This is a genomic window from Agrobacterium sp. 22-209-1 (genome assembly GCF_053522485.1).
On sequence record NZ_JBNWCH010000009.1, the window covers coordinates 78,206 to 97,167 of the forward strand.

The 18,962-nt window shown below is 58.7% G+C and carries 15 protein-coding genes and 1 tRNA gene; 8 read left to right on the plus strand and 8 right to left on the minus strand.

The window, feature by feature from the left end; translation table 11 throughout:
* Positions 1 to 20: 20 nt before the first annotated feature.
* A complete protein-coding gene (locus ACQZ48_RS18560; protein WP_077982108.1) occupies positions 21 to 248 on the minus strand; it encodes a hypothetical protein in 228 nt (75 codons plus the stop codon).
* A 231-nt stretch (positions 249 to 479) separates the two neighbouring features.
* Here ACQZ48_RS18560 and ACQZ48_RS18565 point away from each other — a divergent pair, with 231 nt between their 5' ends.
* Complete coding sequence (locus ACQZ48_RS18565; protein ID WP_448729161.1) at positions 480 to 1,805, plus strand: Nramp family divalent metal transporter; 1,326 nt, start codon at positions 480 to 482, stop codon at positions 1,803 to 1,805.
* Positions 1,806 to 1,882: 77 nt separating this feature from the next.
* Here the strand turns inward: ACQZ48_RS18565 and ACQZ48_RS18570 are convergent, their stop codons facing one another.
* From ACQZ48_RS18570 to ACQZ48_RS18590, 5 genes are all read right to left on the minus strand, one after another.
* Positions 1,883 to 2,557, minus strand: coding sequence for a hypothetical protein (locus ACQZ48_RS18570; RefSeq protein ID WP_448729162.1), 675 nt, complete (start codon positions 2,555 to 2,557; stop codon positions 1,883 to 1,885).
* 737 nt (positions 2,558 to 3,294) lie between these two features.
* The gene (locus tag ACQZ48_RS18575; RefSeq protein WP_448729163.1) at positions 3,295 to 7,113 is read right to left on the minus strand and encodes a vitamin B12-dependent ribonucleotide reductase; all 3,819 of its coding nucleotides are present in this window, start codon (positions 7,111 to 7,113) and stop codon (positions 3,295 to 3,297) included.
* Positions 7,114 to 7,778: 665 nt separating this feature from the next.
* Positions 7,779 to 8,276, minus strand: a complete 498-nt coding sequence (gene gpt, locus ACQZ48_RS18580) for a xanthine phosphoribosyltransferase (RefSeq protein ID WP_448729164.1) — start codon at positions 8,274 to 8,276, stop codon at positions 7,779 to 7,781.
* A 290-nt stretch (positions 8,277 to 8,566) separates the two neighbouring features.
* A complete protein-coding gene (locus ACQZ48_RS18585) occupies positions 8,567 to 9,412 on the minus strand; it encodes a universal stress protein (RefSeq protein ID WP_137410492.1) in 846 nt (281 codons plus the stop codon).
* 102 nt (positions 9,413 to 9,514) lie between these two features.
* Positions 9,515 to 10,306 carry a competence/damage-inducible protein A gene (locus ACQZ48_RS18590; protein ID WP_137411021.1) on the minus strand — a complete coding sequence of 264 codons (792 nt, stop codon included), beginning with the start codon at positions 10,304 to 10,306 and terminating at the stop codon, positions 9,515 to 9,517.
* Positions 10,307 to 10,584: 278 nt separating this feature from the next.
* Here ACQZ48_RS18590 and wrbA point away from each other — a divergent pair, with 278 nt between their 5' ends.
* Together wrbA and ACQZ48_RS18600 are read left to right on the plus strand one after the other, a co-directional pair.
* Positions 10,585 to 11,184: an NAD(P)H:quinone oxidoreductase type IV gene (wrbA, locus tag ACQZ48_RS18595; RefSeq protein WP_191218218.1), complete on the plus strand. Its 600-nt coding sequence runs from the start codon at positions 10,585 to 10,587 to the stop codon at positions 11,182 to 11,184.
* Between the two features lie 257 nt (positions 11,185 to 11,441).
* Positions 11,442 to 11,672: a hypothetical protein gene (locus ACQZ48_RS18600; RefSeq protein ID WP_137410490.1), complete on the plus strand. Its 231-nt coding sequence runs from the start codon at positions 11,442 to 11,444 to the stop codon at positions 11,670 to 11,672.
* A gap of 24 nt (positions 11,673 to 11,696) precedes the next feature.
* On the opposite strand, the gene ACQZ48_RS18605 is transcribed toward ACQZ48_RS18600, so the two are convergent.
* The gene (locus tag ACQZ48_RS18605; RefSeq protein ID WP_137410489.1) at positions 11,697 to 11,942 is read right to left on the minus strand and encodes a DUF982 domain-containing protein; all 246 of its coding nucleotides are present in this window, start codon (positions 11,940 to 11,942) and stop codon (positions 11,697 to 11,699) included.
* Positions 11,943 to 12,036: 94 nt separating this feature from the next.
* Positions 12,037 to 12,342: a hypothetical protein gene (locus ACQZ48_RS18610; RefSeq protein WP_077982113.1), complete on the minus strand. Its 306-nt coding sequence runs from the start codon at positions 12,340 to 12,342 to the stop codon at positions 12,037 to 12,039.
* Between the two features lie 710 nt (positions 12,343 to 13,052).
* Here ACQZ48_RS18610 and ACQZ48_RS18615 point away from each other — a divergent pair.
* The 5 genes from ACQZ48_RS18615 (at position 13,053) to ACQZ48_RS18635 (ending at position 18,865) form a co-directional block, all read left to right on the plus strand.
* Positions 13,053 to 13,205, plus strand: coding sequence for a DUF3309 family protein (locus tag ACQZ48_RS18615; protein ID WP_003495626.1), 153 nt, complete (start codon positions 13,053 to 13,055; stop codon positions 13,203 to 13,205).
* A 239-nt stretch (positions 13,206 to 13,444) separates the two neighbouring features.
* Positions 13,445 to 13,518 (plus strand) — tRNA-Cys (locus tag ACQZ48_RS18620).
* A 231-nt stretch (positions 13,519 to 13,749) separates the two neighbouring features.
* On the plus strand, positions 13,750 to 14,421 hold the full coding sequence (locus ACQZ48_RS18625) for a protein-L-isoaspartate O-methyltransferase family protein (protein ID WP_077982143.1): 672 nt from the start codon (positions 13,750 to 13,752) through the stop codon (positions 14,419 to 14,421).
* A gap of 389 nt (positions 14,422 to 14,810) precedes the next feature.
* Positions 14,811 to 15,803 carry a cell division protein PopZ gene (gene popZ / locus ACQZ48_RS18630; RefSeq protein ID WP_191218219.1) on the plus strand — a complete coding sequence of 331 codons (993 nt, stop codon included), beginning with the start codon at positions 14,811 to 14,813 and terminating at the stop codon, positions 15,801 to 15,803.
* Between the two features lie 218 nt (positions 15,804 to 16,021).
* The gene (locus ACQZ48_RS18635) at positions 16,022 to 18,865 is read left to right on the plus strand and encodes a valine--tRNA ligase (protein WP_173989245.1); all 2,844 of its coding nucleotides are present in this window, start codon (positions 16,022 to 16,024) and stop codon (positions 18,863 to 18,865) included.
* Positions 18,866 to 18,962: the final 97 nt, after the last annotated feature.

Consider the following 18,962-nt stretch of genomic DNA (forward strand, 5'->3'; position numbering starts at 1 on the left):
CGGTGCGGTTGCGCCGCCGCTTACCCGCCGTTCTCTGCCGCCTGCTCCTCCACGATGCCGGGGTTTGGCTCCGGCTTGCCGGGGTGGCTTGTGACGAGATAACCCATGGCAACCGCGGCGGCGACAATGAACAGCAGCACGATTCCGCTGATCGTCATCATCCAGTCGCGTGGTTTCCTGTTCGCCATAATATATTTCGGCCACCGGCTTGGATGGTTCACCAGACTGAATTTGTGGCCCTGTCGCATAAATTTCCCCCGGTGTTGGAGTGCTTCCTCAAAGACCAACGCAGGCGGGTGCGCAGCTGTTCCGAAATCCACAGGGCAGGCAGATGACAAGGCTGTGAGGCGCAAGCCCGACACGCGCCTGCGGCGTCGTGTGCCGATATCCGGCCGCAAAACGCCCCTTGCCAGTCGCTGCCGCTTATGCGAATGATTTGCAATTGCATCAATTTATTCTCCCATTTGAAAGCGCATAAGATGGACAAGCCTGTCTTTGGATGGCGACGGAACGGCGACGATCTCTCGTTGTCCGACGTTCACTCCTCGATCCGCATCAAACCGAATGCCGGGACGTTTCGGCGCGCCATGGCCTTTTTCGGCCCCGGCTATCTTGTCGCGGTCGGTTATATGGATCCCGGCAACTGGGCGACGTCGCTCGCCGGTGGTTCGAAATTCGGCTACACGCTGCTGACGGTGGCGCTGATGTCGAACATCATGGCCGTTGTCCTTCAGTCGCTCTGTGCCCGTCTTGCGATCGGTTCCGGGCGCGATCTGGCGCAGGCCTGTCGCGATGCCTATCCGAAACCTGTGGCGATGGTGCTGTGGCTGCTGGCCGAAATCGCCATCATCGCGACCGATATTGCCGAGGTCATCGGTACGGCGATCGGTCTCAACCTGATTTTCGGCATTCCGCTGGAGCTGGGCGTCCTCATCACCGCGCTTGATGTCTTCCTGATCCTTTACCTGCAAAGGCTTGGCTTCCGCTGGGTGGAAGCGCTTGTCATCACGCTGCTCGGCGTCATCGCGGTGTGTTTCGCCATCCAGCTGGCGTTGGCCGATCCAGACTGGGGCCAGGTGATCCGCGGTTTTGCGCCGACGACCGACATCGTGACCAACCCCGACATGCTCTATCTGGCGCTCGGCATTCTCGGCGCGACTGTCATGCCGCACAATCTCTACCTGCATTCCGGCATCGTGCAGACCCGCGAAATCGGCAAAACAATTGCGCAGAAACGCGAGGCGTTGAAATTCGCCACGCTCGATTCCACCATCGCGCTGACATTCGCCCTCGTCATCAATGCCGCGATCCTCATTCTCGCGGCGGCGACCTTCAACAAGGCGGGGCAGACCAATGTCGCCGAACTTGGAGAGGCGCATAATCTGCTCGCACCGCTGCTCGGCCTTGCCATTGCGCCGACGCTGTTCGGCGTGGCGCTTTTATGCTGCGGTATCAATTCCACCGTCACGGCAACGCTTGCGGGCCAGATCGTGATGGAGGGTTTCCTCAAGATGCGGCTCGCCCCCTGGCTGCGCCGCCTCATCACCCGCGCCATCGCCATCATCCCCGCCGCCGGCGTCACCATTCTCTATGGCGACAGCGGCACGGGCGAACTGTTGATCCTGACGCAGGTGGTCTTAAGCCTGCAACTCTCCTTTGCCGTCTTCCCGCTCGTGATGTTCACCGCCGACAAGGCCAAGATGGGTGAGTTGCGTTCTCCGCTCTGGCTCTCGGCTTTTGCGTGGCTGATTGCGGTGGTGATTGCGACGCTGAACGTGAAGTTGCTGTTGGATTTTATGGGGTGAGGTGGGGCAGGCCGCGCGTTTGCCGGCGTCCAGAAGCTTACAACGAGCTGCTGGACGCTTAGGCGAAGGCTAAACGATCAGATTGAGAGAATGGGGCCGTTCGGCCGATTCCCAATTTGTGGAAGCCCGAACTCTGAACGGGCGAGGGAACATAGCTGATCTAGTTGAAGGAGGATGGAATCTGCCAGCGAATCGTGACCTTTGAGGCTATCTGACCATTTGTAAAGATCGCCGTCTTGTAGCGAAAGTACCGCGAAATCGTCTGCGGTATCGACTTTAGTAGTTACATTTCTGCGAACCAAGGCAAGGGCCGCTAAGACTTCTCTTCTGCTGAGTTTTGGTTTTTGAGTGTTCCAAACATGAATAGCTGTCCGGCGTCCATTGATTTCAACAACGCAATTGGCGTCGAAGCGAATTTTAAATAAACCAGAAGGGCTATTGATGAATACTGGATCGCAGAAAGTAATAGATCCACCATTAACTTTGATCCATCGGAGAAAGCTAACGACGCCGCGCTTAGTCGAGCGCCTTTCAGATGATTTAGTAATATTAGCGATTTCTGCCAATATTTCTTTCAAGTCGTGACTTCCGATGGCGAGTTTCTTTATGCTATTTCGCAAATTACGATGATAATCGTATCCACCTTCCTTAGACGGACGGTGTCGATCAACTATTGCACGTCTCTTTGGCTTTTCATTTGAGCAAACTATACGTAGAAAAGCAGAAAATCCGAAAGTAGGTATCGATGCCAATTCGGCCTCCTTACAATGATGGAAAGAGGGGCCAATTTCTTGGCCCCTCGATGATCAAGCAAGTTGTATGAGTTGCCAAGTTACGGCGTTTCCACCATACGGTGGCACACGGTTACCTTTTGCAATCGGTGCAGTAGTCGTCGGTGTACCAACGACCTTCCACACACCGCTTTCGGGGCATGTCTCGCCAGTGCGAGCTGTGCGTCCTACGGGCATCGCTATTCTCCTTTCTCCTGCTTCACTGACGTCTGAACGCGACTGCGTGCTTGACATCCGTTGATCGGAGGAACAGCATAGCCATGCTTTACAGAAGCACATGGACACGCGGGCGGCAGGACCTCCCGGGCTGTTCCGAAAGGCAGTGTGATTACCAGTCACGCTGCCTTTTTTATTATGCTTGTATGTTCTGCTTGCTTTGTCCAGATCAAGACTTTTCCACAGCCCTTAAGATTGTGTTGACCAAAAATCCGAATCGCGGCAAAACATAAGTCATGTATCTATATGCATGATTTTTATATTTATCATCCACTATATATTGTGGAAAATCCCTTGCAATACAAAAAATGATTTTGCTGTGGAAATGTTCGCTATCCACAGGTTGTACGCATCTTCTCTACCTCCGTTTTTTGTCTAAATTCCCCAGCCAGTAGTGTTCTTAAGCATGTCCGATTCGCGATGTGGTTAAAAAATAAAAGCCCGGAGTTTCCTCCGGGCCATTTACTTTAAGTTCTGGTTTATCAGCTGCAACCGCTCGTCGCACCACAAGTATCGCACTTCTCGCAAGTGCCGTTCCGCACCATCGTGAAGTTCTGGCATTCCGAGCACATGTTGCCCGTGTAGCCCTGTGCAATCGAGCGCATGCGGCGTTCGTTTTCGACCTTCTTGGCTTCCGTCTTGGCCGAGGCAGCGTCCGCGGCGGCCTTGTCGGAGAAGAGGGCGGTGGCGGTCTGCTGGGCTTCCTGGACGACCTCGTCGATCACCTCTTCGGCGATTTCTTCGGCCAGTTCCTTGGCGCGCTCTTCATAGTCCCGCTTGAAGGAGACGATTTCGGAGGTTGCGATGGAGACCGTCGGTTCCAGCTTGCGGGCGGCAGAGCCGGCAAAGGAGGTGACGTTGGCCGAGGCGCGGGCAGGGGTTGCCGTTGCCGAACCCTTGGGTTCGGAGGCGGCGCGTTCGCCCTCGTTGCTGGAAACCAGCGTCGGCTTGTAACCGCGTGTCCAGCCGGTGGAGAGCAGGTTGGTCTTGCCTTCCTGGATGCCCTTGCCGAGTGCGGTATTGGAGAAGTCCGACGTATCGACATGGGCCAGATCGTGGCGGCCGAGATAGGAGACGGCGAGTTCGCGGAACACGTAGTCGAGGATCGATGTGGCGTTCTTGATCGCGTCGTTGCCCTGCACCATGCCAGCCGGTTCGAACTTGGTGAAGGTGAATGCCTCCACATATTCTTCCAGCGGCACGCCATATTGTAGGCCGAGCGAAATGGCGATGGCGAAGTTGTTCATCATCGCACGGAAGGCCGCGCCTTCCTTGTGCATGTCGATGAAGATTTCGCCGATGCGGCCGTCACCGAATTCACCGGTGCGCAGATAGACCTTGTGACCGCCCACAGTTGCCTTCTGGGTGTAACCCTGACGGCGGTTCGGCAGCTTTTCACGCTCGCGCGAGACACGCTCGATGACCCGTTCGACGATCTTTTCGGTGATCGTCACGGCCTGCTGTGCGGCGGGCTGCTGGATCAGCTCTTCGATCAGGTCTTCTTCGTCCTCGTCTTCCACCAGCGAAGCATTGAGCGGCTGGGAAAGCTTGGAGCCATCGCGGTAAAGGGCGTTGGCCTTCAGCGCCAGCTTCCAGGACAGCATGTAGGCTGCGCCGCAATCTTCCACCGTCGCATCGTTCGGCATGTTGATCGTCTTGGAGATCGCGCCGGAGATGAAGGGCTGAGCCGCCGCCATCATGCGGATATGCGATTCGACCGAGAGGTAACGTTTGCCGATCTTGCCGCAGGGGTTGGCGCAATCGAAGACGGGCAGGTGCTCGTTCTTGAGGAACGGTGCGCCTTCCAGCGTCATCGCGCCGCAGACGTGCACGTTCGCTGCTTCGATGTCCTTTTTGCCGAAGCCGAGGTGCTCGAGCAGGTTGAAGCTCATGTCGGAGAGCTGCTCGTCGGAAACTTTCAGCGTTTCCTTGAGGAAGTCGGCGCCGAGTGTCCACTGGTTGAAGACGAACTTGATGTCGAAGGCGCTCTTCAGCGCGCCGTTGACGGCTTCGATCTTCTCATCGGTGAAGCCCTTGGCCTTCAGCGTCGAGGGGTTGATGGCCGGCGCCTGGTTGAGATTGCCATGGCCGACAGCATAGGCTTCGATCTCGGCGATCTGGCTTTCGGAATAACCGAGCGAACGCAGCGCCTCCGGAACAGCCCGGTTGATGATCTTGAAGTAACCGCCACCGGCGAGCTTCTTGAATTTTACCAGCGCGAAGTCCGGCTCGATACCGGTCGTGTCGCAATCCATGACGAGGCCGATCGTGCCTGTCGGTGCGATAACGGTCGTCTGGGCGTTGCGGTAACCGTGCTTTTCGCCAAGTTCCAGCGCCTTGTCCCAGGCGGCTGTCGCATGGGTGATCAGGTCCTGATCCGTGCAATCGGCATGGATGAGCGCGACCGGATTGACGGACAGGCCCTCATAACCATCCGACAGGCCATGGGCGGCGCGGCGGTGGTTGCGGATGACGCGCAGCATGTTGTCGCGGTTCGGCGCAAAGCTCGGGAACGGGCCAAGCTCGCCAGCCATTTCAGCCGAGGTTGCGTAGGAAACGCCGGTCATGATGGCGGTCAGTGCACCGGCAATGGCGCGGCCTTCGTCGCTGTCATAGGGAATGCCGGAGGACATCAAGAGACCGCCGATATTGGCGTAACCGAGGCCCAGCGTCCGGTATTCATAGGAGCGTTCGGCAATCTGGCGCGACGGGAACTGCGCCATCATGACCGAGACTTCGAGAACGACGGTCCACAGGCGAACGGCATGTTCGTAATCGCCGATGTCGATGCGCTTCGTCTTGGCATCCTTGAACTGCAGCAGGTTTAGCGAGGCAAGATTGCAGGCCGTGTCGTCGAGGAACATATATTCCGAGCACGGATTGGAAGCGCGGATCGGGCCTTCGGCCGGCGAGGTGTGCCAGTCGTTCATGGTGGTGTTGAAGTGCAGGCCCGGATCGGCGGATGCCCAGGCGGCGTGGGAAATCTTTTCCCAGAGGTCGCGGGCCTTCAGCGTCTTCATGACCTTGCCGTCCTTGCGGGCGGTGAGGTTCCAGTCACCGTCATTTTCGACAGCGCGCAGGAAGTCGTCCTTCAGCGAGACGGAGTTGTTGGAGTTCTGGCCTGATACCGTGAGGTAGGCTTCCGAATCCCAGTCCGTGTCATAGGTCTTGAACTGGATGTCCTTGTAACCCTGCTCGGCGAACTGAATGACGCGCTTGACGTAGTTTTCCGGCACCATGTCCTTCTTGGCAGCGCGGATTTCGCGCTTCAGGGCAGGGTTTTTGGCCGGGTCGAAGCAATCGCCATTGTCGGCCTCGCAGTTGACGCAGGCCTTCATGATCGCCTTCAGGTGCTTGGCGACGATCTTGGAACCGGTGACGAGAGCGGCAACCTTCTGCTCCTCGTTCACCTTCCAGTCGATATAGGCTTCGATATCGGGGTGGTCGGCATCAACGACCACCATCTTGGCCGCACGACGAGTCGTGCCGCCGGACTTGATGGCGCCGGCCGCACGGTCGCCGATCTTGAGAAAGCTCATCAGGCCGGAGGATTTGCCGCCGCCGGAAAGCTTTTCGCCTTCGCCGCGCAGATAGGAGAAGTTGGAGCCGGTGCCGGAGCCGTATTTGAACAGGCGCGCTTCACGCACCCACAGGTCCATGATGCCGCCTTCATTAACGAGGTCGTCCTCAACGGACTGGATGAAGCAGGCATGCGGCTGCGGATGTTCGTAAGCGGATTTGGACTTGGTCAGCTTGCCCGTGAAGGGGTCGACATAGAAGTGGCCCTGGCCGGGGCCATCGATACCATAGGCCCAGTGCAGGCCGGTGTTGAACCATTGTGGGGAGTTCGGGGCAACACGCTGGGTTGCGAGCATATAGGCAAGCTCGTCGCGGAAGGCCAGCGCATCTTCTTCGGACGAGAAATATTTGCCCTTCCAGCCCCAATAGGCCCAGGTGCCGGCCAGACGGTCGAAAACCTGGCGCGCATCGGTCTCGGAGCCGAAACGTTCGGCTTCCGGCACGTCCTTCAGCGCCTTTTCATCGGCAACGGAGCGCCACAGGAAGGAAGGAACGTCGTTTTCCTCAACCTTCTTGAGAAACTTCGGAACGCCGGCCTTGCGGAAATATTTCTGCGCCAGAACGTCGGTCGCAACCTGGCTGAACTGCGCGGGAACGTCGATGTCCGCCAGACGGAACACGATGGATCCATCCGGGTTCTTGATTTCACTGACGGCCTTGCGGAAGTCGATCTCCGCATAAGGCGATTGGCCGGGCTTCGTGAAGCGGCGTTCAATGCGCATGGGTTTGTGTCCTCGTCCATTGGGCGCCCGGTGAAGGGCGCAAAAATCCGTTCCAGCCGTGCGATGCCTTCGCGCAGCCGGGTTTTGCCGATCTAATAGGGATGCTCATCCTTGGATGTCATCCCTGTATCTCGTGTTTAAGATGGCTGCAAGCCTACTATATATAGTATTAACATATTCTTGCTGCCAGTCCCCGCCTCATGTTTTTGGCGGTTCCACAAGGCGCAGAAAAACCACCGGCGAGCCGCCCCCTCATGGCCGGGACGCCGTTTGGACATGCGCGCTGAAGATGGAGAAGAACCGGCCTCGTTACTTTCCGGTCCGTTGCCGCCGCAACATAAGTGTCACTTTCCTCTCGCGGCACAGATTCGTCAAGCCATAGATTGAAACCCATTTTTAACCACAAGATATTGTGTGGAGTGCCTGTGGAAAACGGGGATAGGAAAAGCTAGTAGAAAAATCAGTGACTTGGCGGGAAGGTTTGAAGCTTGCGCGAGGCTGGTTTCCGCAACGGAAAGGCAAAACCCTGCATTTCCGGGGTGAGGCATAATGGCGACACTGCGGTTTTTCCGTGTTTTCCGCAGCTTTCAAAAAAGACGTTTCTCCACAAAAAACCGCCCACGAAGGGGCGGCTTTTCATGTGCGATTTTGAATGACGGCAGCAATCAGCCGCGCGATCCCTTGGCGATCGGCTCCTGATAGGTGAAGCCCATGTCCCAGGGGAAATAAATCCAGGTGTCCTGGCTCACTTCAGTGACGAAGGTGTCAATGGTCGGCACGCCCTTCGGCTTGGCGTAAACGCAGGCAAAATGCGCCTTCGGCAACATTTCGCGCACTTCCAGCGCCGTCTTGCCGGTATCGGTAAGGTCGTCGATGACAAGTACGCCTTCGCCGGCGTCGCTCGTCAGCTCGGGGGCCACGCCCTTCAAGAGAACCGTGTCGCCCTGGTTGACATAGTCATGACGGGTGGCGATGCAGACCGTGTCGATCATGCGGATGTTGAGCTCGCGCGAAATGATCGCCGCCGGAACGAGGCCGCCGCGGGTGATGCAGACGATTGCCCGGAACTCTTTGTCGAGACCGGCAAGACGCCAGGCAAGCGCACGGGCGTCGCGGTGGAACTGGTCCCAGGAAACGGGAAAGGCTTTATCGGGAAGGGACATGTCGTCTACCATCTGGTCAAAATTGTCGATGGCTTTGGCTAATAGCCGCAAGACCGGCAAAAAGGCAAGAGTTCCGCAAAAAGGTGAGTGCGGGAGATTGCGGCTTGGTTCTTCTCCCCATGGGGGAGAAGGTGGCCCGAAGGGCCGGATGAGGGGGCAACGGTAGAGATATGCGGAGGGCTTGCCCCCTCATCCCGCTGCCGCGGACTTCTCCCCGGCGGGGAGAAGAAACAAGCGGCAATCGCCCGCTTGATGTCGGATGTTGAGGGGGTATCCGCGCCCATCCATTTTCAACGCGACAGCAGCGTCATCGCCGTCATGGAATCGAGCAATGTACGGGTGACGCCGCCAAACAGCAGTTCCCACCAGCGGGAATGGCCGTAAGCACCCATGACCAGAAGGTCGATGCTGTTATCCGATAGACGGTTTTCGATAGCCGCCTGTGGTGAGATGCCGGCGATCTTTTCCTGCGAGGTGACCGTGACGTTGACACCGTGGCGGGCAAGCGTGGCGGCGAGTTCCGTACCGGCAAGGCCTGATGACTGCGTTTCGCTTTCCGCCTGATCAACGGAGAAAATTTCGACGCTGTCGGCCGCTTTGAGGAAGGGCAGGGCGTCGAAGGTGGCGCGGGTCGCCTCGCGCGAGCCGTTCCAGGCAATCAGGACGCGCTTGATCGGTTTGGCAACGGTCAGCACATGCGGCACGAGGAGAACGGGGCGGCCGCTTTCATAAAGGAAACCGTCAATATCCGAGCGGCTGTCCGATAGCGCCGAGGAACTGCTCTGGCGCGCGATAATGAGGTCGGCGCAGCGTGCGCTGTCGATGGCGGAGGCGGAAGCGTAACCGACCGAGGTGACGAAGCTGCGCCATTCATGCGAGATGCCGTTGGCCGACAGCGTGCGCTCGAAAAGCGCGCCGACATCGGTGGTTTCCTTGTGCGCTACGTCCTGCAGCGCCTGCACGGTGGCGGGGTCGGGAATTTCCATCGGCGCGACCAGCGGAACGGCCGCCAGCGTTTCCATGTGAAGGCCGATCACATGCGAGGAAAACTGGTCGGCAAGGCTCACCACGAATTCGCCGAGCTTCTGTGTGTTCGAAACATTGTCGACCACTGCCAGTATCGTCTTGTAACCCATTTTCTCTCTCCTCGGTGACATCTGGTTGCTGTGCGCAGAATGGCCGTCTTTGTCGATGGCCACCTTGATTTTGGTCAACTCGACGCCTTTGAAATTTCTCCCTCAGGCGGTTGCATCGCCCTTGCTTGCGGCCAGCTGTTTTTCCTGGCCGATCGCTTCGATCATGGCGGCAACCGCGTCTGCTGCCGCCTTCAGGACGCCGGCGTCGCGGGCGCGCACGACGATTTCGGTTGAGAAGCGCTGCCCGTCATATTTCGGATAGGAACCGATGCTGGTTTCGGGATGGGCCTTCTGGATGGCCGTCAGCGGCGTGCCGATATCGCCTTCGCCATAGGGCGAGCGCACCGCCTGTGACATGACCTTGGCGCCGGTGCGCAGGGTTGGCATGACATTGTCGAGCATGGCCTGAAACACCTGCGGCACGCCGGCCATGACATAGACATTGCCGATGACAAAGCCGGGAGCGACGGAAACGGGATTGGCGATATGGGCCGCACCTCTCGGCATGCGCGCCATGCGCTTCCTCGCCTCGGTGAACTCCATCTCGCGGACGCGATACATATCACCCAGCAGGCGCAGCGCCTCGGAATCGTGTTCGCAGGGCAGGCCGAACGCCGCAGAGACCGCATCTGCCGTGATGTCGTCATGGGTCGGGCCGATGCCGCCCGAGGTGAAGACATAATCATAGCGGCTGCGCAGTGCGTTCAGTGCTTCCACGATCGCTTCCTCCTCGTCGGAGACGATGCGTACTTCCTTCAGGTCGATGCCGGACATGGTGAGGACATCCGCGAGGTGGCCGATATTCTTGTCTTTGGTGCGGCCCGAAAGCAGTTCGTCGCCAATGGCGAGCATGGCGGCGGTCACGACGGATTGAGCGGAGGAGGGATTGGACATGGTTGCACTCGTCATCTGTTTCACCCGACGTTAACGCCGCGCCAGCGCGAATGCAAAGCGGTTTTGAAGAAACGCAGAAGGGGGATTGGTTGACGATGACTCGGAGCGTTCACTCATCGTGAACAGTGCGTATGCCAATCCCCGGCTGGCGGCAGACCGATCCGTCCGCTACCTTTTTGTCATACGCTTTTTACAGGTCAAAGCCGATGATCATCGAGTTTTTAAAGAAGCTTGTCGCCGGTACGCCGGAAACAGTTCCAGCAAAGGAAACGAAGAGAATGACGAAGGTTCTGGTACTTTATTACTCCTCTTACGGCCATATCGAGAAAATGGCTTATGCGGTTGCCGAGGGCGTGAAGTCCACCGGCGCGGAAGCCGTGGTGAAGCGCGTTCCCGAACTCGTTCCGGAAGAAGTTGCAAAGTCCTCCCATTTCAAGCTGGATCAGCCGGCCCCGGTGGCGACGGTGGACGAACTGGCGGATTACGACGCCATCATCGTCGGCGCCGGCACACGTTTTGGCACGGTCGCCTCGCAGATGCGCAATTTCTGGGACCAGACAGGCGGCCTGTGGTTCAGTGGCAAGCTGGTCGGCAAGGTCGGCTCGGCCTTCACGTCGTCCGCCACCCAGCATGGTGGCCAGGAATCCACCATTCTCGGCTTTATCCCCACCTTCCTGCACCACGGCATGGCCGTTGTCGGCCTGCCCTATGCTTTCCAGGGCCAGATGGGCGTCGATGAAATCAAGGGCGGTTCGCCCTATGGCGCCTCCACCATCACCGATGGCGACGGTTCGCGCCAGCCTTCCGAAATCGAGCTGGAAGCCGCTCGTTATCAGGGTGCCCATGTCGCCAAGATGGCGGCCAAGCTTTCTGCCTGATGGGATGATGTGTTGAAACAGAAATGCGGCCCAAAAGGCCGCATTTTTTATGCCGGAACGTCAAGTCGCCGGTTCTGTCGGAGACAGATTTTTGAGGTCGCTCAAATCGGTGGGTTGACCATGAAAAGGCAGCTTGCGACCACGAAGCCGATCATCGAGATTTCCAGAAAACCGTTCAATCCGTCACGCATTCCAACCATCCTCCTGTCGAGTGAAAAGAGAACGGGCAAAGTTTATCGCGGTTCCATAACGAAAGAATGAAATTCAGCAAATTCTCAAATCCAACCTCTCCGCCGTCCGACGGAGGGCGTTTTCACGCTTCAGCCAGTGACGACGAAAGCGACCACGAGGTGGCCGAGAAGGCCGATCGCCAGGCAGGAGAGGAGAAAAATGAACAGGGCTTTTTTCATATTTCCGGAAGCTTCCATCTGTTGCGATCCATCGAACCTGTCTTTTTGAAAACGCAGCGCTGCTGGCGGCATTTATAGTCTGCGGCCCCAGTTATTTCGACGTCAGGCCTTGATATCGAGGCCCGCTTCCATTGCGGCTGCGATGAAGGCCTTGCGCGCATCCTCGGGCTTTTTCCGGCCTGCATCGACGGCGGCGCAGATCAGCAGCGCCTTGTCCAGCGCATCGCCGTCTTCTATCGGCCAGTCCTCGATCAGCGCCCAGGAGGCGGCCTGCGTGGTGTCGATGCTCGTATAATCGCCCGGCGTTTCGAACGCGATCAGGACGGGTTTCTGCCAGCGCGTATTCATCGCCTATCCATCGTGGTTGTTGCGCCCGGCTCTAAACCAAGCGGTCAGGATGCGCAATCCCGTTGCGGATGCGTTTCTGCCGGTTACGGTGCGGTCAGTCGTCGCGCCCGAACAGCCATTCGCGGATGATGCGGCGGTCGATGAGTTCCAGCGAGCGGTCCGGCGCGATGCGGTAGGTTTCCACCGCTCTCGTGCTGCCGTCGATGCGGAACTCATGGGTGAAAGTGCTGCCGATTGGCGATTTCGTCAGTTTGGTTCGCGGCTGGCCCCTGTAGATGATGCTGCCGGGGATGGGTTCGACATAGGGCGCGGGGCCGAGATAGGCGGCCGGCCCGGCCGTGGTGCATCCGGCAAGCGCCAGTGCAAGCGCGATAGCGGCCGACGATACGAGCGTTTTCATCCTGTCCTCCCAAGTGCGTCTGTGAAAACGATGTCGAGGCGCGACGGTTCCCGGCGGCAGAGGAGCGGAGACGATTTTCCCGACTATTTGCTCTTCGGCTTCTGAATGTCGCGCGCGACCCAGCGAAAGAAAAAATAGACGAGGAGGCCGAAGATGAAAAGCGGGATGAGGTTCGCAAAACCGGACATGTGATGCTCGTTTCTCCCTCCCTGTCCGGGGTCTAGCCGGAGTGAAACCGGCAATGCAAGCGAAAGGCAGGAGATAGCCGGTAAAATATCCGTGTGCCTGCGAAGGTGAAGGGGATATGAGGGGCTGTTGGGAGGGGCGGGAGAGATCCGGCGCACTGCCAGTGATGCCGGATCTCTCCGTCTCCCGCCAGTTTCAGGGGACGGGTGACTGGCATTAATATGACGGACAACCGCCAATAGACATAGGCCGAGAAATCACCTCGGATAAATCGCTGCTTTGGTCATCCCGGTGAAGGCCGGCCCGCCACAGTTCCTCAGGGCTTTTGTGGCGACCTAACTTGGCGGAGAATTATTTCCCGAGACGGAGCGGCAAGGCAGCATTTCAAAATTTCCGGTGTAACCCGTTGAAACTGAAGAGGATGCGTTTCCACCCTTATGCTGCCGGCTATAGAGAGAAGGGAACTTTTTGCGCGTTTCATCATTCAAACACGCAGGACATATGCCAATAGTGGAGGGTTACACATGCTCGGCACCATCCTCGTCATCCTTCTCATTCTTTTTCTCATCGGCGCACTGCCAAGCTGGGGTTACCATAATTATGGCTACGGCCCGTCAGGCGGTCTCGGACTGGTTCTGGTCATCGTCCTGATCCTGGTTCTGCTTGGGCGAATCTGACCTCCCGGCACAGCAAATGCAGCATCGCCCGCAACGGCGCAAACGCGCCGGGTGCGGGCTTTTTTTGTTCCGAAATATGCAGCGGATACGAAAAGCTTCATAATCTTAAGCGCTTAGGAGTTCGGCTGCTGTGGTGTGCCGGTCCGGCCCGAAAAAACACCACATTCGGAACGAACCCTCTTGCGCCCATAATGGATTCGTTCTAAATGCCCGCCATCGCTTGATTGATGAGCGTGTGAGGCCTCGTGGCGGAGTGGTGACGCAGAGGACTGCAAATCCTTGTACCCCGGTTCAATTCCGGGCGAGGCCTCCAAAAAATTCCACGAACACAATGTTTTCGGTATTTGTGCCCCGCTTCGCGGTAATTTGCTGCTCCGGAAAACTCCACTGTTTCGCTTTTTCCCGCACATCCCGCTCACCGCGCTTGAAAGCGTGCGCTTGGGCAATTATGAGATTATCCAAAGGCGAGGGTGAGCCCCTGCCATTTTGAGCTTTTGGAGCCGAGGCTTCCCGACCGGCATCCTTGAAATTGAGGCGAGACGATATGATGGATTTCGAAACCGCACGCGCCAATATGGTCGACAGCCAGTTGCGTACGACCGACGTGACGTCGCATTCCGTGCTGAAGGCGTTTTTGAGTGTGCCGCGCGAGGCATTCGTGCCGGCGGGCGTGCGGCAGATTGCCTATGTGGACGAGGATCTGCAGATCTGTCCCGCCCGCGATGGCCGTCCGGCCCGTTATGTCATGAAGACCTCGCCGCTGGCAAAGCTGCTGCAGCTTTCGGCCGTGTCGAAGGAGGACGTGGTGCTGGAAGTCGGCGGCGGCGCAGGTTATGCGGCTGCCATCCTTTCGCAGCTTGCCGGTTCGGTGGTTTCGCTTGAAAGCGATGAGGCGCTGGCCGCACAGGCGACCGAGACGCTCGCCTCGCTCGGATATGACAATGTCGCCGTCGTGACAGGCGATCTCGAAAAGGGCTATGCGGGCGAAGCGCCCTATGACCTCATTTTCATCAACGGCTCGGTGGAAGAAGTGCCGGCGGCACTGATCGACCAGCTGCGCGACGGCGGACGTCTGGTCGTGGTCGTCGGATATGGTGGCGCCGCAAAGGCCACCGTCTATCGCCGCGATGGCAACAGCACATCGGCAGCCGCTTTCTTCAATGCTTCGATCAAGCCGCTGCCGGGTTTTGCCAAGGCGGCCGAATTCGTTTTCTGATCGGCAAAGGATCATCTTCTCTTTTGACGCCGGGGTGACGTTTCCGCCCCGGCGTTTTTATGTTCGGTTTGCCGGCGGAGCGCTTCCTTCCGGGCCGCTCTCACAAAGCTGTGCATCATCACGAAACTTGTCGAATCAGTGATTTAGTTCCTCGCTATGCTGACCTAAACTAAGGTGATTCGGGGTGTGCGTTTTTCTGCCCCGCATGATCCTGCGACAGGGACGGCGAAATGCTCAAGCGCTTGGCCGGCCATGTTTCAGAGCATCGGTGTGACGATCGATTTCGGTTGTCGAAAACGCGATGTGCAAATTGAACAGGTCAAGGAGCGCTCATCCGGTGTCCGAGGGATGCGGCAAGGGCGCTCGAAGAGTGGAAACCGGGGATTGATATGGCTCAGCCAAGCGTAGCGCGTGAACCGTCCATGGAAGAGATTCTGGCGTCTATCCGCCGGATCATCGAAAGCAACGAGACCGGACCTGCCGGTGCGTTTTCCGGGCAGTTGCCGCCGGTCTATGACGATGAAGACGAGGCTGCGAGCGAAGCGGCCTTCGTGGCGGAGCCCATCAGCCCGCCGGCGCGCGTTCCCCCCGCTGCAAACCAGGCTTTCGGCTCACGGCCTGCGCAGGAGTTTTCGCCGGTTTCCGAAAAGCCAATGGCTGAAGGGCAGGAAAGCGCCGCCGAAAAGACCATGTCCCTTGCCGATGTTGCCGCCCGTGTGCGTGCCGCCGCAGACCGTAACGCGGCCATGGGGCCGCAGGCTTTCGCCGCGCAGGCCCGCAGTGGAGCGTCCGAGACCGCGCCGCCGGCTCTATCGCAGCCTTTGTCCGCGACGTCTTCGGAACGCGCCGCACCGCAGCGCCCGACGGATGTTCGGCCGCTGATGGCTGCGGCCGCCGCGAGCGTCGGCGAGCAGCCGGCATCCAGCGTGAGCGAGCAGCCGGTATCTTTTGCCGCCGAGGATCGCGCCGCCGCTGCCGCCATCGAGAGCGCGCCTTCGGCCGAAAACCGCTTCGATCAGCTGTCGCTGCGCGGCGCCATCGAAACGCCGCTGACAGCGGATCGTTTCGATATGGCGGTGCTGGAACCTGCTGTTGAAAAACATGCATTCGATCTGGCCAAGCCACAGGCAGAAGACGTGGCGGATGGTGAGGGCGGCCTGTCGCTCAATCTCCTTTCCGCCGCTGCCGGCGCGCAGATCGCCCGTTCCTTCAGCGAGCTTGCGCAGGTTTTCGACGGCGTCGAGCGGCGCTCGATCGAGGACATGGCCGCTGAAATGCTGCGCCCGATGCTGCAGGACTGGCTGGAAGACAATCTTCCGACGCTCGTGGAGCGTCTGGTGCGTGAGGAAATCGAGCGCGTGGCGCGCGGTTCGCGCCGCTAAGTTCTCCTCCGGCCGCACGAGCGATTGCGGCGGATGCGACGAAACAGGGGCCGCTCCGGCATAGGGGCGGCTTTTTTGTTGAAGATGAAGGTGTTATGGGGGCATAGTCACCCGTGGGTCCGCTCAATGGTTGGCTCGCGGGCGGGTTTCTGTTGACTCTCTCCCGTCCATCCTTATTTAAAAAATCCACACAAGAACTCTAAAATTCAGGTCAGGAAATGCTCGAAAAGACCTACGATTCCGCTTCCGTCGAACCGAAAATCGCCAAAGCCTGGGACGAGGCTAACGCTTTTCGTGCCGGCGCCAACGCCAAACCGGGTGCGGAAACCTTCACCATCGTCATTCCGCCGCCGAATGTGACCGGCTCCCTGCATATGGGCCACGCGCTCAACAACACGCTGCAGGATATATTGGTCCGCTTCGAGCGCATGCGCGGCAAGGACGTGCTGTGGCAACCGGGCATGGACCATGCCGGCATCGCCACGCAGATGGTCGTCGAGCGCAAGCTGATGGAACAGCAGCTTCCGGGCCGCCGCGATATGGGCCGTGAGGCTTTCGTCGAAAAGGTTTGGGAATGGAAGGCCGAATCCGGTGGCCTCATCTTCAACCAGCTGAAACGTCTCGGCGCCTCCTGCGACTGGTCGCGGGAACGCTTTACCATGGATGAAGGCCTCTCCGAAGCGGTTCTCGAAGTTTTCGTCACGCTCTACAAGCAGGGCCTGATCTACAAGGATAAGCGCCTCGTCAACTGGGATCCGAAGCTGCTGACGGCGATTTCCGACATGGAAGTCGAGCAGATCGAGATGAAGGGCAATCTCTGGCACCTGCGTTACCCGCTGGAAAAGGGCGTTACCTATCAGTATCCGGTTGCCTTCGACGAAGAGGGCAAGCCCACCGAGTTCGAAACCCGCGATTACATCGTCGTCGCAACGACGCGTCCGGAAACGATGCTCGGCGATACCGGCATTGCGGTGAACCCGGAAGACGAGCGTTACAGGGGCATCGTCGGCAAGCATGTCATCCTGCCGATCGTCGGACGCAAGATCCCGATCGTCGCCGATGATTATGCCGATCCGACGGCCGGCACGGGTGCGGTCAAGATCACGCCTGCGCATGATTTCAACGATTTCGAAGTCGGCAAGCGTTGCGGTCTGCGCGCCATCAATGTCATGAATATCGATGGCACGATCTCCATCAAGGAGAATGAGGATTTCCTCGAAGGCCTCAGCCATCCGGCTGCGCTGCATGGCGCATGGGACCGTCTGGAAGGGCAGGACCGTTTTACCGCCCGCAGGATCATCGTCGAAATCTTCGAGGAAGCCGGTCTGCTCGACAAGATCGAGCCGCACAAGCACGTCGTGCCGCATGGCGACCGTGGCGGTGTGCCGATCGAGCCGCGCCTGACCGACCAATGGTGGGTGGACAACAAGACGCTTGCCCAGCCGGCGATTGCCTCGGTTCGCGAAGGCCGCACCAATTTCGTGCCGAAGAACTGGGAAAACACCTACTTCCAGTGGATGGAGAACATCCAGCCCTGGTGCATCTCGCGGCAATTGTGGTGGGGACACCAGATTCCGGCATGGTATGGCCCGGACGGGCAGGTCTTCGTTGAGAAAACCGAGGAAGAGGCGCTTCAGGCGGCCATCCAGCATTATATTGCCCATGAAGGTCCGTGGAAGGCCTGGGTGGAAGAGAAGCTCGAAAACTTCAAGCCGGGCGAAATCCTAACGCGCGACGAAGACGTGCTCGACACCTGGTTCTCGTCGGCGCTCTGGCCGTTCTCGACCCTTGGCTGGCCCGAGCAGACGCCGGAACTGGCGCGTTATTATCCGACCAATGTGCTGGTCACCGGTTTCGACATCATTCCGTTCTGGGTTGTCCGCATGATGCAGATGGGTCTCCATTTCATGAAGGACGATGCCGGCAATCCGGTCGAACCCTTCAGCACGGTCTATATCCATGCGCTGGTTCGCGACAAGAACGGCCAGAAGATGTCGAAGTCGAAGGGCAATGTCATCGATCCGCTGGAACTGATCGACGAATATGGTGCGGATGCGCTGCGTTTCACGCTGGCCATCATGGCGGCGCAGGGCCGCGACGTGAAGCTCGATCCGGCGCGTATCGCCGGTTATCGCAACTTCGGCACCAAGCTGTGGAATGCGACCCGTTTTGCCGAGATGAACGGCGTGAAGCGCGATCCGCATTTCCTCGCCGAGACCGCGTCGCTGACGATCAATCGCTGGATCTTGACCGAGCTTGCCAATACGGCGCGCGACGTGACGGCGGCGCTTGAGAACTTCCGTTTCAACGACGCCTCCGGAATTCTCTACCGTTTCGTCTGGAACCAGTTCTGCGACTGGTATCTGGAACTGTTGAAGCCTGTCTTCAGCGGCGAAGACGAAGAAGCGAAGAGGGAATCGCAGGCCTGCGCGGCCTATGTTCTGGACGAGATCTACAAGCTGCTGCATCCCTTCATGCCCTTCATGACCGAAGAACTGTGGGCACATACGGCCGGCGAGGGCGAGGAGCGCGACGATCTGCTCTGCCTGACCGATTGGCCGGAGCCGGAATTCCGTGATGATGCGGCAGCCGCCGAAATCAACTGGCTGATCGATCTCGTCTCCGGCATTCGCTCCGCGCGCGCGGAGATGAACGTGCCGCCGGGCGCTACCGCCTCGCTTGTCGTCGTCGGTGCCAATACCTCCACGGAAGCGCGACTGGACCGCCATGCCGCGGCCATCCGGCGTCTGGCGCGGGCGGATGAAATCCGCGCTGCCGATGTCGCGCCGAAGGGTTCGGCCCAGATCATCGTCGGTGAGGCCACGGTCTGCCTGCCGCTCGGCAACCTCGTCGATCTCGCGGCTGAACAGGCCCGGCTCGAAAAGGCGATCGGCAAGGTGGATGCGGAAATGGAACGCATCGACAAGAAGCTGTCGAACGAGAAGTTCGTGGCCAATGCCGATCCGGAAGTCGTGGCCGCCGAGCGCGAGCGCAAGGCGGAGCTGGAAGTGCAGCTTGCAAGCTTGAGAACAGCACTTACGCGGGTCAGCGAAGCCGGATAATAGCTGCCTCCGTCATTTACGAATACAAAACGCCTCCTCGAAAAGGGGGCGTTTTTTGTTTTGGCGGAACAATTCGCCCCGGTTGATTGCTGCGCCG